16 protein-coding genes are annotated in these 16,554 nt (G+C 55.0%); 5 read left to right on the top strand and 11 right to left on the bottom strand.

What is annotated here, in order from left to right; translation table 11 throughout:
* Positions 1-23: 23 nt before the first annotated feature.
* The 5 genes from cysE to E0L20_RS15255 form a co-directional block, all read right to left on the bottom strand.
* Positions 24-845 (bottom strand): serine O-acetyltransferase, encoded by an 822-nt coding sequence (gene cysE, locus E0L20_RS15275; RefSeq protein ID WP_131634679.1) that lies wholly within the window; start codon positions 843-845, stop codon positions 24-26.
* A gap of 76 nt (positions 846-921) precedes the next feature.
* Positions 922-1,941 carry an NAD(P)H-dependent glycerol-3-phosphate dehydrogenase gene (gpsA, locus tag E0L20_RS15270; protein ID WP_131634678.1) on the bottom strand — a complete coding sequence of 340 codons (1,020 nt, stop codon included), beginning with the start codon at positions 1,939-1,941 and terminating at the stop codon, positions 922-924.
* Complete coding sequence (gene secB, locus E0L20_RS15265; RefSeq protein ID WP_014068374.1) at positions 1,941-2,408, bottom strand: protein-export chaperone SecB; 468 nt, start codon at positions 2,406-2,408, stop codon at positions 1,941-1,943. Before secB ends, gpsA begins: the two co-directional genes overlap by 1 nt.
* Positions 2,409-2,440: 32 nt before the next feature.
* Positions 2,441-2,692 carry a glutaredoxin 3 gene (gene grxC / locus E0L20_RS15260; RefSeq protein WP_010426371.1) on the bottom strand — a complete coding sequence of 84 codons (252 nt, stop codon included), beginning with the start codon at positions 2,690-2,692 and terminating at the stop codon, positions 2,441-2,443.
* A gap of 11 nt (positions 2,693-2,703) precedes the next feature.
* Positions 2,704-3,135, bottom strand: coding sequence for a rhodanese-like domain-containing protein (locus E0L20_RS15255; protein WP_089598266.1), 432 nt, complete (start codon positions 3,133-3,135; stop codon positions 2,704-2,706).
* Positions 3,136-3,383: 248 nt separating this feature from the next.
* Between E0L20_RS15255 and gpmM the strand changes: the two genes are divergently transcribed.
* Genes gpmM through E0L20_RS15240 form a run of 3 tightly spaced genes read left to right on the top strand, consistent with a single transcriptional unit; the run spans position 3,384 to position 7,157 of the window.
* Entirely contained in the window at positions 3,384-4,928 is a 1,545-nt protein-coding gene (gpmM, locus tag E0L20_RS15250; protein WP_131634677.1) for a 2,3-bisphosphoglycerate-independent phosphoglycerate mutase, read from the top strand.
* Positions 4,929-4,961: 33 nt separating this feature from the next.
* On the top strand, positions 4,962-6,221 hold the full coding sequence (gene envC, locus E0L20_RS15245; protein ID WP_242673413.1) for a murein hydrolase activator EnvC: 1,260 nt from the start codon (positions 4,962-4,964) through the stop codon (positions 6,219-6,221).
* 3 nt (positions 6,222-6,224) lie between these two features.
* On the top strand, positions 6,225-7,157 hold the full coding sequence (locus E0L20_RS15240; RefSeq protein WP_131634675.1) for a divergent polysaccharide deacetylase family protein: 933 nt from the start codon (positions 6,225-6,227) through the stop codon (positions 7,155-7,157).
* A 30-nt stretch (positions 7,158-7,187) separates the two neighbouring features.
* Here the strand turns inward: E0L20_RS15240 and E0L20_RS15235 are convergent, their stop codons facing one another.
* From E0L20_RS15235 to kbl, 6 genes are all read right to left on the bottom strand, one after another.
* Positions 7,188-8,102 (bottom strand): capsular polysaccharide synthesis protein, encoded by a 915-nt coding sequence (locus E0L20_RS15235; protein ID WP_131634674.1) that lies wholly within the window; start codon positions 8,100-8,102, stop codon positions 7,188-7,190.
* 18 nt (positions 8,103-8,120) lie between these two features.
* Positions 8,121-8,969 carry a glycosyltransferase gene (locus tag E0L20_RS15230; protein WP_131634673.1) on the bottom strand — a complete coding sequence of 283 codons (849 nt, stop codon included), beginning with the start codon at positions 8,967-8,969 and terminating at the stop codon, positions 8,121-8,123.
* A 71-nt stretch (positions 8,970-9,040) separates the two neighbouring features.
* Positions 9,041-10,303, bottom strand: a complete 1,263-nt coding sequence (locus tag E0L20_RS15225) for an O-antigen ligase family protein (protein ID WP_345788979.1) — start codon at positions 10,301-10,303, stop codon at positions 9,041-9,043.
* Positions 10,304-10,365: 62 nt separating this feature from the next.
* Positions 10,366-11,610, bottom strand: a complete 1,245-nt coding sequence (locus E0L20_RS15220; RefSeq protein WP_345788978.1) for a phosphoethanolamine transferase — start codon at positions 11,608-11,610, stop codon at positions 10,366-10,368.
* A gap of 512 nt (positions 11,611-12,122) precedes the next feature.
* Positions 12,123-13,148 (bottom strand): L-threonine 3-dehydrogenase, encoded by a 1,026-nt coding sequence (tdh, locus tag E0L20_RS15215; protein WP_131634671.1) that lies wholly within the window; start codon positions 13,146-13,148, stop codon positions 12,123-12,125.
* 9 nt (positions 13,149-13,157) lie between these two features.
* Complete coding sequence (gene kbl / locus E0L20_RS15210) at positions 13,158-14,354, bottom strand: glycine C-acetyltransferase (RefSeq protein ID WP_131634670.1); 1,197 nt, start codon at positions 14,352-14,354, stop codon at positions 13,158-13,160.
* A 215-nt stretch (positions 14,355-14,569) separates the two neighbouring features.
* Between kbl and rfaD the strand changes: the two genes are divergently transcribed.
* Both rfaD and rfaF read left to right on the top strand, forming a co-directional pair.
* Complete coding sequence (gene rfaD / locus E0L20_RS15205; protein WP_131634669.1) at positions 14,570-15,502, top strand: ADP-glyceromanno-heptose 6-epimerase; 933 nt, start codon at positions 14,570-14,572, stop codon at positions 15,500-15,502.
* Between the two features lie 2 nt (positions 15,503-15,504).
* Positions 15,505-16,551, top strand: coding sequence for an ADP-heptose--LPS heptosyltransferase RfaF (gene rfaF / locus E0L20_RS15200; RefSeq protein WP_131634668.1), 1,047 nt, complete (start codon positions 15,505-15,507; stop codon positions 16,549-16,551).
* The last annotated feature ends 3 nt before the right edge of the window (positions 16,552-16,554 follow it).

The raw sequence follows: 16,554 nt of genomic DNA, 5'->3' as shown, positions 1-16,554 counted from the left end.
GCGCAGCGCCACCGGGCGTTGTCTCAGATACCGTCACCGTACTCAAACGTATGGTGGATGCCGTTGAAGTGCTGATCCATATCCATAGACGGTTTATCGCTGTCTGGCTTGCCGACAATGCGTGCCGGTACGCCAGCGGCGGTGGTATGTGGCGGAACAGGCTGTAAGACCACCGAACCCGCACCAATCTTCGCCCCACGCCCTACCTCGATGTTACCGAGGATCTTGGCACCCGCACCAATCATCACCCCTTCACGAATTTTCGGATGGCGATCGCCGCTGGTTTTGCCGGTACCGCCCAGCGTGACCGATTGCAGGATAGATACATCATCTTCGATCACCGCGGTTTCACCGACCACAATGCCGGTGGCGTGGTCGAGCATGATCCCACGGCCAATTTTCGCCGCCGGGTGAATATCGACCTGGAAGGTAACGGACACCTGGTTTTGCAGGAAGATCGCCAGCGCGCGGCGGCCCTCATTCCATAACCAGTGGCCGATGCGGTAAGCCTGGAGCGCGTGGAAGCCTTTCAAATACAGCAGCGGCGTCGAGTATTTATCGACCGCCGGGTCACGCGTGCGCACGGCCTGGATATCACAGGCAGCAGAGGCGATCATTTCCGGGTCAGCGGCATAGGCCTCTTCCACCACTTCACGAATGGCAATGGCGGGCATGATCGAGGAGGACAGCTTGTTGGCGAGCATGTAGCTCAGGGCGCTGCCGAGGTCTTCGTGCTTGAGTAGCGTCGCGTGATAGAAACTGGCCAGCATAGGCTCGCAGTCGGCCAAAGCCCGAGCTTCGGCTTTTATATTGTTCCAGACGATATCCAGTTCTTCACACGGCATTGCTTGCTCCAGACGATAGTATAATGACCAGCCAGTTCTGCGCTGGCTGGGTCATTCAGGTGACGATAGTTCCCGGCTAGTTGCTGCTGCGCTCGTCCTTGCGCGCACGACCTAATAAGGTCAATGCTGCCTCGCGCGCATTTTTTCCGCAATACAATACCTGATAAATTTCCTCGGTTATTGGCATTTCGACACCAAAACGGTGCGCCAACTCGCGAACTTCTTTGGTATTGCGGTAGCCTTCAACCACCTGGCCAATCTTCTCCTGCGCGCCTTGCACATCGCTGCCCTGTCCGAGCATCATGCCAAAACGGCGGTTACGCGACTGGTTGTCGGTACAGGTCAGCACCAGATCGCCCAGCCCCGCCATGCCCATAAAGGTGGCAGGATCGGCGCCCAGCGCTTCGCCCAGGCGCGACATTTCGGTCAGGCCACGCGTGATCAGCGCAGTACGCGCGTTCGCACCAAAACCGATGCCGTCAGACATCCCGGCACCGATGGCAATCACGTTCTTCACCGCCCCGCCCAGCTGCACGCCGATGAAATCGGGGTTGCTGTAAACGCGGAAGCTTTTGCCGCAGTGCAGCAGCTGCTGAAGATCGTCGGAGAAGACCTGATCGGTGGAGGCCAGCGAAATCGCCGTCGGCAGGCCAGCGGCCAGCTCTTTGGCAAAGGTCGGGCCGGAGATGACCGCCAGCGGGATCTCATCCCCCAGCGCTTCGCGGGCAACGTCCTGCAGCAGCCGTCCAGTTTCCGCTTCAAGGCCTTTCGTTGCCCAAACAATGCGTGCATCAGAACGCATCAGCGGCTTAATCTGACGCAGGACTTCGCCAAAGACATGGCTTGGCACCACAATCAGAATGTTGCGGCTGGCCGCCAGGGCGGTTGCGAGGTCGCTTTCCAGATGCAGAGAGTCCGGGAACGGAACGTCCGGGAGGAACGCCACGTTGCAGCGGTCGTGTTGCAACGTCGCGATATGTTTGGGATCGTGGCCCCACAGGACCACGTCGTGACCATTTCTTGCCAGCGTGATAGCAAGAGCGGTGCCGTAAGAGCCGGCACCGATCACAGTCATTGACGCATTAACAGTGCTCATCAGGCATCCTGATGTTGTTCGGCACCTTCGCCAGCCTGCTGCTGCAGATAGTTCATGAACAGCGCATCGAAGTTAACTGGCGCAAGGTTCAGCTGCGGGAATGTACCGCGAGATACCAGGCTGGTGATGCACTCACGCGCATACGGGAACAGAATGTTCGGGCAGTATGCGCCCAGGCAATGCGCCATCTGGTTGCCTTCGATACCGCCAACGGAGAAGATACCGCCCTGCTGTACTTCGCACAGGAATGCAGTTTCTTCGCCCAGAGACGCGGTAACGGTCACACGCAGTACGACTTCATACACGTCATCCGCCAGCTGGGTGGATGCGGTATCAAGATCAAGTTTAACCTCTGGCTGCCAATCTTTCTGGAAAACGTGTGGCGCATTTGGCGCTTCGAAAGAGACATCCTTGGTGTAGATGCGCTGGATCTGGAAAGTCATTTCGGTGTTGTTTTGTTCTGACATGGAAAAACCCTTTTTAATTGTCCTAAAGTCTCTTAGCTCAGCAGCGGATCGAGTCCGCCACGGGCGTCGAGCGCATACAAGTCATCACAGCCGCCAATGTGCTGCGCATCAATAAAAATCTGCGGAACCGTCGTGCGACCACTACGTTGGATCATCTCTTCGCGTTTAATCGCATCACCATCGATCGGCAGTTCCTGGAAGGTGACGCCTTTACTGTTCAACAGCGCTTTCGCACGGTGGCAGAACGGGCAGGTTGCTTTGGTGTAGATCTCAATATTGGCCATCACTCAACTCCTTATTTACCGCGAACCAAAGGAAGATTTTCCCCGCTCCAGCCGGAAATGCCTTCTTTCAGTACCGTTACGTTTTCGAAGCCTGCTTTATGCAGTGCGTTGGCAGATTCCTGCGCCTGCATACCGGTGCCGTCAACAACGATGATCGGCTGGGCTTTATGTTTTTCCAGTTCACCAATGTTGTTCGCTTTGATTTCAGCAGGCAGCAGGTTAATAGAACCTGCAATGTGGCCTTTGCGGAAATCGTCGCGCTGGCGCAGATCGACAACAACGGCGTCTTCTTTGTTGATCAAACGCGTCGCTTCACCACGGGTGATCACCTTAATTTTAGACGTCAATCCCTTAAAGGTGGTGAACAGCACAGCGGCCAGCAGGCCAATCCACGCGATGCTCAGAACCGGGTGGCGGCTAACAAATTGCATAATTTCTTGCATGGGGGGTAACAACTCCCGACTAAGTGATTAAAAAAACCAGGACAGGAGTATACCTGTGCGTTGTGGCAAATACAGCCAGCGACAATAAGCTAATCCATTTTCTGCGGCATGCCACGAAAAAAAAGCCTGAAAATAGTCGGTGAAGAGCGTTGCCCCTACGTATTCTTTGATCTTCTGCGGCTATTTGATCGATTCAGCTGTAGTAAAATTACGCAAATTTTTTGTCTCTTGAGCATGAGGTTGTCGCAATGTCGGTTTCTAAAAAACCTATGGTACTGGTGATTCTGGATGGCTATGGCTACCGCGAAGATCAACAGGATAACGCCATTTTCAACGCCAAAACCCCGGTCATGGATGCGCTGTGGGCAAAACGTCCCCATACCCTGATTGACGCGTCTGGCCTGGAAGTGGGGCTGCCGGACCGCCAGATGGGCAACTCCGAAGTCGGTCACGTTAACCTGGGCGCGGGCCGTATCGTGTATCAGGATCTGACCCGTCTGGACGTTGAAATTAAAGAACGTACGTTCTTCTCCAACCCGGTGCTGTCTGGCGCAGTGGATAAAGCCGTTGCCGCAGGTAAAGCGGTACACATCATGGGCCTGCTCTCTGCTGGCGGCGTTCATAGCCATGAAGATCACATCATGGCGATGGTTGAGCTAGCAGCGGAACGTGGCGCAGAGAAAATCTATCTGCACGCGTTCCTGGACGGTCGCGATACGCCACCGCGCAGCGCAGAAGGCTCGCTGAAAGCGTTCGAAGATAGATTTGCCGCACTGGGCAAGGGCCGCGTGGCCTCCATCATTGGTCGTTACTACGCGATGGATCGCGACAACCGCTGGGATCGCGTAGAACAGGCCTATGACCTGATGACCCTTGCCAAGGGTGAGTTCCAGTTCGCGACCGCCGTTGAAGCGCTGGAAGCCGCTTATGCACGTGATGAAAACGACGAATTTGTTAAGGCGTCCGTTATTCGCGCTGAAGGCCAGGCCGATGCCGCGATGGAAGATGGCGACGCGCTGATCTTCATGAACTTCCGTGCTGACCGCGCGCGTGAAATCACCCGCGCCTTCGTGAACAGCGATTTCGACGGTTTCGCCCGTAAGAAAGTGGTGAGCCTCGACTTTATCCAGCTGACCGAATACGCCGCAGACATTAAAGCGCCTTGCGCCTACCCACCAGCCTCGCTGGCAAACACCTTCGGCGAGTGGATGGCGAAGAACGACAAAACGCAGCTGCGTATCTCTGAAACCGAGAAGTACGCGCACGTCACCTTCTTCTTTAACGGCGGCGTTGAAGAGCCGTTCAAGGGTGAAGACCGCATCCTGATTAACTCCCCGAAAGTCGCCACCTACGATCTGCAGCCAGAAATGAGCTCTGCAGAATTGACTGAAAAGCTGGTTGCAGCCATCGAAAGCGGCAAGTACGACACCATCATCTGTAACTACCCGAACGGCGATATGGTTGGCCATACCGGCGTGATGGAAGCGGCGGTTAAAGCGGTTGAAGCGCTGGATCACTGCGTTGAGCAGGTTGCCAAAGCCGTTGAATCCGTTGGCGGCCAGCTGCTGATCACCGCTGACCACGGTAACGCAGAGCAAATGCGCGACCCGGCGACCGGTCAGGCGCACACCGCGCACACTAACCTGCCCGTTCCGCTGATTTATGTGGGTGATAAATCACTGAAAGCAGTGGAAGGCGGCAAGCTTTCCGACATCGCGCCAACCATGCTGACGCTGATGGGTATGCCGATCCCTGAAGAGATGACTGGTAAGCCGCTGTTCATCGTGGAATAATCGCTCCCCATGAGGGGAAAGGCGATTTTTTCAATCACATGGGTCGTGAAGCCGCTTAGGTTATCAGTCAGACCTCTGTTTTACGCCAGCGCGCTCAGCGCTGGCGTATTGCTGTGCGCCGCATCCGCCCACGCGGACGATCGCGACCAGCTCAAATCCATTCAGGCCGATATCGCCGCCAAAGAGCGCGCGGTACGCCAGCAGCAGCAGCAGCGCTCCTCACTTCTCGCCCAGCTCAAGCAGCAGGAAGAAGCCATTTCCGCCGCCGCACGCAAGCTCCGTGAAACGCAAGACACCCTCGCCCAGTTGAATAAACAGATCGACGAAATGAACGCGTCGATTGCCAAACTGGAACGCCAGCGTGATGCGCAGGAGCGCACCCTTGCCGCGCAGCTTGATGCCGCGTTTCGTCAGGGTGAACATACCGGACTTCAGCTGATCCTCAGCGGTGAAGAGAGCCAGCGCGGCCAGCGTCTGCAGGCCTACTTCGGCTATCTGAACCAGGCGCGCCAGGAGACGATCGCGCAGCTGAAGCAGACGCGCGAGGAAGTCACCACCCAAAAAGCCGAGCTGGAAGAGAAGCAGAGCCAGCAGCAGACGCTGCTTTACGATCGGCAGGCCCAGCAGGCGAAGCTGGAGCAGGCACGCAACGAGCGTAAGAAAACGCTTGCCGGACTGGAGTCCTCTATTCAGGCAGGACAAAGCCAGCTGAGCGAAATGCGGGCAAACGAATCAAAACTGCGTAACAGCATCGCCCGCGCCGAAGCGGCGGCGAAAGCGCGTGCCGAAAAAGAGGCGCGTGAGGCGCAGGCGGTTCGCAACAAGCAGCAGGAAGCCTCCCGTAAAGGCACCACCTACAAACCCAGCGAAAGCGAGCGCTCGTTAATGTCGCGTACCGGCGGCCTGGGCTCACCTCGCGGTCAGGCCTACTGGCCGGTTCGCGGTTCAATTCTGCATCGCTATGGCGAACAGCTGCAGGGTGAGCTACGTTGGAAAGGGATCGTTATCGGTGCGTCTGAAGGTAGCGAAGTGAAAGCCATCGCCGATGGCCGCGTGATCCTGGCCGACTGGCTGCAGGGTTACGGGCTTGTGGTGGTGGTTGAACACGGTAAAGGCGACATGAGCCTTTACGGCTACAACCAGAGCGCGCTGGTCAGCGTCGGCACGCAGGTGCGCGCGGGCCAACCCATCGCCCTTGTGGGCAGCAGTGGCGGTCAGGGCCGCCCGTCACTCTATTTCGAAATTCGTCGCCAGGGTCAGGCGGTCAATCCACAGCCGTGGTTGGGAAGATAAGTTTTGCTTCAATTTCGTCGAATTGTTCTCTCCGTAGCCAGCGTACTGGCGCTGGCTGCGCCGGTATACGCAGGCAAACTCGCCATCGTGATTGATGACTTCGGTTATCGTCCACACTACGAAAATCAGGTGCTGGCGATGCCGTCAGCCATCTCAGTCGCTGTTCTTCCCAATGCGCCACACGCGCGTGAGATGGCGACCAAAGCTCATAACAGCGGCCATCAGGTGCTGATCCACCTGCCCATGGCGCCCATCAGCAAGCAGCCGCTAGAAAAAGATACCCTTCGCCCGGAGATGAGCAGCGATGAGATCGATCGCATCATCCGCGAGGCCTACAACAAAGTGCCCTATGCCGTGGGTCTGAATAACCATATGGGCAGCGCGATGACGTCCAGCCTGTATGGCATGCTCAAAGTGATGCAGTCGCTTGAGCGCTACAACCTCTATTTCCTCGACAGCGTGACCATCGGCAACAGCCAGGCCATGCGCGCCGCGCAGGGAACGGGCGTGAAGGTGATTAAGCGCAAGGTGTTCCTGGATGATACGCAGAATGAAGCGGATATCCGGTTCCAGTTCAACCGCGCGGTACAGCTGGCCCGGCGCAACGGTTCAGCAATTGCTATCGGCCACCCGCATCCTTCAACGGTGCGCGTGCTTCAGCAGATGCTGCCGACCTTGCCTTCCGATATCACGCTGGTGCGCCCGAGCGATCTGCTGAACGAACCGCAGGTGGATACCTCAACACCAAACTCGGGGCAGCCCGCACCTTCAACACCGCGCAATCCGTTCCGCGGCGTGAAGCGCTGCTTGCCGAAGCAGCCGCTTGAGCCGGTCTACGCGACCCGCTTCTTCTCGGTTATTGGGGAGAGCATCGGTGAAAGCACGCTGGTGAAGTACGTCCAGAATCAGTGGCAGGGATGGGGTAAAAAAGCCTGACGCTAAAAAGCCACCTTAAGGGTGGCTTTTTTATGACTTAAGAGAGAAGGAACCGTCCAGGATTTTGCTGTAAACCGTTGGCTGGCCGCTGTCTGAGGTGCGGTATTGTTCTTTATGCGACAGCTTATAAATTCCCACCGGATCTTGATTTAGCGCCGTCATGGCCGTTACGTCCGGCTTCGAGGAGATAAACTGTCGAATCAAAAAGCGGTTGTTTCCGGTAACCGGCTGCACATCCATTATCTGCCGGAACTGAGGATATCTCTCGCGCGCATACAAAAAGCTGTAATCAATCAGGAAATACTCAATCAGCGCGTCATGGTGCTGCCAGTAGCGATACAGGATATCCCGCACCAGCTTCACCAGGGCATTTCCCTTTTGAGCCGCAAGAAAATAGGCTGTCCAGTAACCCTGGCTCAGCGCATTTTCGGCTACATCAAAACGCAATGATGAGAAGGTACGCTGGTAGAACGATTCCGGTACCGGCCTGGTCATAAATACGGTGGCATCCATCCAAATCCCGCCGTACTGATACAACAGCGAGCAGCGTACAATGTCGGAATACTGTGCCTTGCTAATCAGCCCTGCCTGATACTTGGTTTTAATATGCTCAGGCAACGCAAGATAGTCGGGAATATTCTCATCCGTCAGGATAATGACTTGCGCATCAGGCGCGTTGTTCTGTACCGACGCAATGCAACGCTTCACCAGCTCAGGCGCGCTCTCCAGCCCCTGGAACCAGCAGATCCAGATAATACGCGACTGTGCGGGTTCCGCAGAGCCTGCTTCTTCAGGCTGAAGCTGCAGGCCATCAATAACGCTAAAAATCGTCTCTTTTTTCTTCTGCTCAAAATGCGCGGCTGCGCGCTGAAAAAGAGAAAAACCCGTTTTTTTGTGCCAGCGACGGGTTTTCTTGATGAGCTTATTCGTTACATTGAGATTCATTATTTCACCTTCTCACACTCAGAACAGCTCTTTTAACGTACGGCGAAACAGCTTCATTTTTAACTTGGCATCTTTTTTGTGGCCGCGCAGCAGGCAATTCATCCGCGTCGATTTAAAACCCCGAAACGACATGAGCTGGAACAGATTATTACTGCGCGTAACGTCAGTCATATGCTGGCGATATTTAAAATAAAGCTTTCGATACGCGTTATATTTTTTAACCTGTGACGTAATGCGGTCACTGCCGTGTTCAGCATCTACCATGGCGGTGCTGAAGCTGTATTTAATACCGGGACCATATTTAAGGATCAGCTTAATCCAGACATCGCGATCCTGCTGCTGTTTGATTTCAGGCGAAAATCCCCCCACGCCCAACAGCTTCTCTTTGGTTGTCAGCACCTGATTACCCACCACGTTTTCACACAACACGTCCTGCAGCTCGATGATTCTTTTATCATCCGTGTCGGGATAGGTGCGGTGGGTTTTATCCAGCCTGGCGGGCGTATCCGTGACGAAAGCGTATTTGTCATCGTAGCGTTCCGCGAGCTTTGTCAGGCGTTCGGGCAGGAAATAGTCGTCATCGTCCAGACCTGTCACAAACTTCCCGTGCGAGAGCGCATAGCCCCGGTTGCGGCTGAAGTTAGACCCGCTGTTCTTTTCATTGCGCTCGTAGGTAAAATGCACAAATCGCGCTTCACACTCCGCCCGCATACGCTCAATCAGCTGTGACGTTTTTTCGTTAGAACAATCATCAACAATCACCAATTCTACCGCAGGATAGGTCTGGGCAATAACTGAACGCACTGCACGTTCCAGCAGGTCCTCTCTGTTATAGGTGGTGATGATTACTGAGATTAGGTCGTTCATGGCGTGCTCGTCTGGTGAAGGGTATTTCTCCACCGGGAGAATACCGTTTTCCCGGTGGAGAATCAAAACGATTACTTAATGACCGCGCGGTGTCTGTTCTGTTCAAGGAAAACAACCGACATTATCAGCGTTAGCATCCAGGTGACCGGCGTTGTTTTTGAATAGAACATTACGCCGCTGAGTCCAAACATAATTAATGAGACCAGGAATGCAAAAAGAATAACGCTTTTTCGTTTTTTTAACGCATACCATGCAAGCGAGATAATAAACAGGATATACAGTACTAATCCTGACGGACCTTTTAAGGAGAGCGTTTCAACCACTTCGTTATGCAGGTGGCCGCGAATATGCGCGAGTGCACCGGCAAGGCTTGGCTCTTTTTTTACCACTTCCCTGATTTTTGCGTTTCGCTCATCCGTTGACTGCCACAGGTAATTATCTTTTGCTGCTGCCAGGCCCGTCTCCCACATCGCAAAACGAGCGCCTACTGACGTCGAACTGTTATCTTTATCGTAGGCAACAATATCGCGATTCAGGTCGTTATACCGTTGAATCAAGCTGTCTTTCATCATGAATACGCCGACGATCAGCGCCACGATGAAAACAGCAACACCTTTCCAGGGAATATGTTTCTCTTTGTAGAGCTTAACGACCAGCAGACCAAAGAAAATGATCGGATAGGTCAGAATCGCTGCCCGCGTTTCTGTGGTCACCAGCACCAGGAAGGTGGTGAAAAAATGGCCCAGAATTAAAAACTCTTTCCACCTGGTGGAGCTGTGCTGCAGAACCAAAATCGTATAGAAAGAGATAAAGGCGACCGTATAGGCGGCCCCCGTCGCGTCAGTGCCGCCGGTAAGGGCGAGCGTTACTCTTCTGCTGTCAAGGAAGAAATGCTGATAGCCTGCATAGATAAGAATCATGACCTGCAGGACAGCCGCCAGCAGCAGGTGGATCTTATTATTGCCTATTTTTAGCTCATTTCTGTTCACAAACACGAAGAGGGAGAAGGCGCCAAACAGGCAGATTTTCCCTACCTCCAGGTATGCACGATAAGAATTTATCGCCGCAGTCTCAGCCTTATACATTCTGTACCAGACCAGATCGCAGATACCTATCACCAACAGAACCAGGCACAGCCAGAACACATCATTTTTTCTGAAATGTTTAATATCCAGCAGGAAAACCACTAATGCAGTCACACCTGCTGCGCCCATAATTTTTGCGGATAAGTTAGGTGAGACAATAACGCATCCAAAAGCCAGTGCGCACAGTCCAAAGAGTAATTGCAACAACGCAAATTTAAGCTTATTTCGTTCTACACTAATCATCATCATTCCATTTACTGAAAGGCAAAGCAGGCTAGCACACTGCTAAAAGCAAGTTTATCGCACCTGTGTTAACGAATATTACGCCAGTCATAGGACTTTCCTGTAGTGTCCAGCACGGACACGTCCTTATTGTAACCGGCAAGCCAGGAATGAACCGATTGCACGGGTTCGCCCTGACGATGGATCCCAAGCCACAGCTCGGCGAGCGTGTTTACATCATCCGCAGACCAGACGGTATTATAGTCCCCGGTGGTTTTCTTACCCGCATCAACCTGATTTCCGTACCAGATAAACATGGGGATATGCAGGGCTTCTCGCGGAGGATTAACATTTCCGTGGGAGTAAACCACAGCACGCTGCGGGTCGCGGACCAGGCCGTGGTCGGAGAAATACATGACCGACGAGCGTGAACTCTCCAGCATGCCAAACATCTTGCCCATCAGCGCGTCGGTGTAGCGAACGGAGTTGTCATAGCAGTCATCGGCTTCGTTATCACCGTGCAAAACCGCCCGATCGGCAGGGAAACGCCGGCAGGAGGGCTCGTGGCTGCCGTACAGGTGCAGGACGATCAATTTTTTGCCCGGCGCTTTAAGCGCATTCTGGAGCAAAGGCAGCAGGTCTTCATCATAGCCGCCGTCCAGCCACTCGTGCTCTTTGGTGTTCAAGGCTATGCCGGTAATGACGTTATTATGCGCCCCGCCTTTACCCTGGCGGCTAAACCAGTAGGTTTCGAATCCTGCTTTATTGGCGATGTTAATGACGTTATCGCTATATTTACGCGGATCACGTGCACCCACGGTATCGGCGGTGAGGGCTAAAGGAACGGCCATAATGGTGACCGGAGCCGGAGTGACGGCGTTACGGAACAGCAGAAGCTGCGATATTTGTTTCTCCAGCTCTGGCGTCGTATCGCGATGATAGCCGTAGATACCCATATTTGCCGTGCGCTCGGACTCGCCGACGATCAGCACATAGTTCTCAATCCCGGTATCCGTCAGGGTGAGTTTGTAATCAGGAATATTGTTGCCGATGTTGGCGACGACGGCATTATCTTCGATGGCCTGCATAAAGACCTTTGCCGTGCTAACGGGTGTGGCCTGAACCACGCGCTGCGCCAGGCTTTCAACGCTGCTTTTCCTGAGCTGATGCTGCAAAGCCTGGCCATAAAAAGCCAGCAGCGTCACCGCAAGCGCGATGGCTGGCCAGCGACGAAAACGTGGCGCAATCGGCCAACTGCCCGTATTCGCGGTATAGATGAAAAACGCGGAGAGAGCGATGAACGTCAGGCAATCGCGCCAGTACAGCCCAAGCATCGAACTCGCTTCACCTGGAGTGGTATTTAGTACACTTAGCGCAAATCCATAGCTAAACGACGAATTAAAATTATTCCAGGCATATAACTGCAGAGTAATATCTGCCGCGACGGGAATTAATAAAACAGCCGCCAGAGTATTTCTGATTAATTTATTATTAATGCATTTTAACGTCATTACGATCAGGAAAAACACCAGCGTACGGTTAATGACCGCATTATATTTGGCATTTATAATATTAACGCCAATGACTATTAGCAGGGAAATTACCACCGTTAAAAAGGCGATAATACGTGACGGGGTACTCACCAACTTTTGCGACAGCAGTGTGGACATAATGACCTGATTAGTCTGGCAAACATCTTTCCTGACGTAATCATTAAGACAACATAAATGAACGTATGGAGAAGACAGTGTGGGGGAAATTTCGCCAAAAGTTAACAAGTAACCCCGGGAAAGTCAAACCGCTAAAAATGTAAGGGCACCCCTAAAAACGGGTGCCCTGGAGCAGATTAGTCCCAGCTCAGTATCACTTTTCCAGACTGCCCCGAACGCATCGCGTCAAAGCCCTGCTGGAACTCATCGATAGAGAAGCGATGAGTGATAATTGGCGACAGATCCAGACCGGATTGGATCAGCGCCGCCATCTTGTACCAGGTCTCGAACATCTCGCGTCCATAAATGCCCTTGATGAACAGCCCTTTGAAGATGACGTTGTTCCAGTCGATAGACATATCCGACGGCGGAATACCCAGCATTGCGATACGGCCACCGTGGTTCATGGTGTCGAGCATGGTGCGGAACGCCGGCGGCGCGCCGGACATCTCCAGACCCACGTCGAAGCCTTCGGTCATGCCCAGCTCTTCCATCACGTCGGTCAGGCTCTCTTTGGAGACATCCACCGCGCGGGTCACGCCCATTTTGCGCGCCAGCGACAGGCGGTACTCGTTCACGTCGGTGATCACCACGTTGCGCGCACCCACGTGCTTCGCCACGGCAGCCGCCATAATGCCGATCGGGCCCGCGCCGGAGACCAGTACGTCTTCACCGACCAGATCAAAGGAGAGCGCGGTGTGTACCGCGTTGCCGAACGGGTCAAAGATGGAGGCCAGATCGTCCGAGATATTGTCCGGGATTTTGAACGCGTTGAACGCCGGGATCACCAGATACTCTGCGAAGCAGCCCGGACGGTTCACGCCCACGCCGACGGTGTTGCGGCACAGATGAGTACGTCCGCCGCGGCAGTTACGGCAGTGACCGCAGGTAATGTGGCCTTCACCGGAGACGCGGTCGCCGATTTTGAAGCCTTTCACTTCCTGGCCAATACCCACCACTTCGCCGACATATTCGTGACCGACAACCATCGGTACCGGAATGGTTTTCTGCGACCACTGGTCCCAGTTGTAGATGTGAACGTCAGTACCGCAGATGGCGGTTTTACGAATTTTGATCAGCAGATCGTTATGACCGACTTCCGGCTCCGGCACGTCGGTCATCCAAATCCCTTCTTCCGCTTTCAGTTTGGATAACGCTTTCATCACACGTCCTCAGGCAATTACGCCCAGCTGTTTGCCGATGCGGGTAAAGGCTTCCACCGCACGCTCAATTTGTTCAGGCGAATGTGCCGCAGACATCTGGGTGCGGATACGCGCCTGACCTTTTGGCACCACCGGGAAGAAGAACCCGGTGACGTAAATCCCTTCTTTCTGCAGCTCGCGGGCAAATTTCTGCGCGACAACCGCATCGCCAAGCATCACCGGAATGATCGCGTGGTCAGCACCCGCCAGGGTGAAGCCTGCAGCGCTCATTTTTTCGCGGAACAGACGGGCGTTGGACCACAGGCGGTCGCGCAGCTCGGCGCCGGACTCCACCATCTCCAGCACCTTAATGGAGGCGGCAACGATCGCCGGCGCCAGGGAGTTGGAGAACAGGTACGGACGGGAGCGCTGGCGCAGCCACTCAACCACCTCTTTGCGCGCGGCGGTATAGCCGCCGGACGCGCCGCCGAGCGCTTTGCCCAGCGTGCCGGTGATGATGTCCACGCGGCCCATCACGTCGCAGTATTCGTGGGAACCGCGGCCGTTTTCGCCGACAAAGCCGACCGCGTGAGAGTCATCGACCATCACCAGCGCGTCGTATTCGTCTGCCAGGTCGCACACGCCCTTCAGGTTGGCGATGACGCCGTCCATCGAGAACACGCCGTCGGTGGCGATCAGCACGTGGCGAGCACCCGCTTCACGAGCCTCTTTCAGGCGCGCTTCCAGCTCAACCATGTCGTTGTTGGCGTAGCGGAAACGCTTCGCTTTACACAGGCGCACGCCGTCGATGATGGAGGCGTGGTTCAGGGCGTCGGAGATAATCGCATCTTCTGCGCCGAGCAGGGTCTCAAACAGCCCGCCGTTGGCGTCGAAGCAGGAGGAGTACAGAATCGCGTCTTCCATCCCAAGGAAGCTCGCCAGCTTTTGCTCAAGCTGCTTGTGGCTGTCCTGCGTACCGCAGATAAAGCGTACGGAGGCCATGCCGAAACCGTGGGTATCCATGCCGTTTTTTGCAGCGGCAATCAGCTCAGGGTGATTCGCAAGACCTAAGTAGTTGTTCGCACAAAAGTTGATCACATGGCTGCCGTCGGCAACGGTGATGTCCGCCTGCTGAGCAGACGTGATAATACGCTCTTCTTTGAACAACCCTTCCGCACGTGCGGTATCGAGGTCGCTGTTTAACTGTTTGTAAAAATCACCACGCATTGCAATTCTCCAGACTCGGCAAATTTTGGCACATATTACCCAAACCTATACTTCCTGACGAGATGACACATTATCTCTTCTCGTTTTTGCAGCATAAATCACGTGTACCCTTGCGCTATGTCGGTGAATGGCTGAAGGGCAGCCATACTAATGATATGATAGAAACATTAGCGTCCGGGATTGTCCCCGGACTCCACACTTCAAAGGTTACAGTTATGATCATCGTTACCGGCGGCGCGGGCTTTATCGGCAGCAACATTATCAAGGCCCTCAATGACAAAGGCATCACCGACATCCTGGTGGTGGACAACCTGAAAGACGGCACCAAGTTTGTAAACCTGGTGGATCTGAACATCGCTGACTACATGGATAAAGAAGACTTCCTTATCCAGATTATGGCAGGTGAAGAGTTCGGCGAGATCGAAGCCATCTTCCACGAAGGTGCGTGTTCTTCCACCACCGAGTGGGACGGCAAGTACATGATGGACAACAACTATCAGTACTCTAAAGAGATCCTGCACTACTGCCTGGAGCGTGAAATTCCGTTCCTGTACGCCTCCTCCGCGGCAACCTACGGCGGCCGCACCTCGGACTTTATCGAGTCCCGCGAGTACGAGCAGCCGCTGAACGTCTACGGCTACTCCAAGTTCCTGTTCGACGAGTACGTGCGTCAGGTGCTGCCAGAAGCGAACTCCCAGATTGTCGGCTTCCGCTACTTCAACGTCTACGGACCGCGTGAAGGCCACAAAGGCAGCATGGCGAGCGTAGCGTTCCACCTGAACACCCAGTTGAACAACGGCGAAAGCCCGAAACTGTTCGAAGGTAGCGACGGCTTCAAGCGTGACTTCGTCTACGTGGGCGACGTTGCGGCCGTAAACCTCTGGTTCTGGGAAAACGGCGTGTCCGGCATCTTCAACCTGGGTACGGGCCGTGCGGAATCCTTCCAGGCGGTGGCTGACGCAGCGCTGGCGTATCACAAGAAAGGCAGCCTTGAGTACATTCCGTTCCCGGAAAAACTGAAAGGCCGCTATCAGGCATTCACCCAGGCTGACCTGACCAACCTGCGTGCGGCGGGCTACGACAAGCCGTTCAAAACCGTTGCCGAAGGCGTAACGGAGTATATGGCCTGGCTGAACCGCGACGCGTAAGTATGAAAATTCTGGTGATCGGCCCGTCATGGGTGGGCGACATGATGATGTCGCAAAGTCTCTATCGCACGCTCAAGGCGCGCTATCCCCAGGCGATAATCGACGTGATGGCACCCGCGTGGTGCCGTCCGCTGTTGTCGCGTATGCCGGAAGTGAACGAGGCGATCCCGATGCCGCTCGGCCACGGGGCGCTGGAAATCGGCGAACGCCGCAAGCTCGGCCACAGCCTTCGCGAGAAGCGCTATGACCGCGCTTACGTATTACCAAACTCCTTCAAATCCGCTCTCGTGCCCTTCTTTGCGGGCGTTCCGCACCGCACCGGCTGGCGCGGAGAAATGCGCTACGGCCTGCTGAACGACGCGCGCGTGCTGGATAAAGAGGCCTGGCCACTGATGGTGGAGCGCTACGTGGCGCTGGCCTACGATAAAGGCGTGATGCGCAGTGCGAAAGACCTGCCGCAGCCGCTCCTGTGGCCTCAGCTGCAGGTTAATGACGGGGAGAAATCCCACACCTGTAACGCGTTTGGCATCTCGTCAGAACGCCCAATGATCGGCTTCTGCCCCGGCGCGGAGTTCGGCCCGGCAAAACGCTGGCCGCACTACCACTACGCCGAGCTGGCGAAGCAGCTGATCGACGAAGGCTATCAGATTGTCCTGTTCGGCTCGGCGAAAGACCACGACGCGGGCAACGAAATCCTCGCGACGCTCAGCACCGAACAGCAGGCCTGGTGCCGCAACCTGGCTGGGGAAACGCAGCTGGAGCAGGCGGTTATCCTCATTGCCGCCTGTAAGGCCGTGGTCACCAACGACTCCGGCCTGATGCACGTGGCCGCCGCTCTGGATCGCCCTCTGGTGGCGCTGTATGGCCCAAGCAGCCCGGACTTCACCCCGCCGCTGTCGCATAAGGCGCGCGTTATCCGCCTGATCTCCGGCTACCACAAGGTGCGCAAGGGCGATGCCGCAGAAGGCTATCACCAGAGCCTGATCGACATTACGCCAGAGCGCGTGCTCGAAGAGCTCAACGAACTGCTGTTGAGTGAAGAAGGATAACGA

The sequence above is a fragment of the Enterobacter wuhouensis genome (assembly GCF_004331265.1).
GTDB classification, from domain to species: domain Bacteria; phylum Pseudomonadota; class Gammaproteobacteria; order Enterobacterales; family Enterobacteriaceae; genus Enterobacter; species Enterobacter wuhouensis.
The sequence above is the reverse complement of the archived record's forward strand: the minus strand, read 5'-3'. Positions and strand labels throughout refer to the sequence as shown.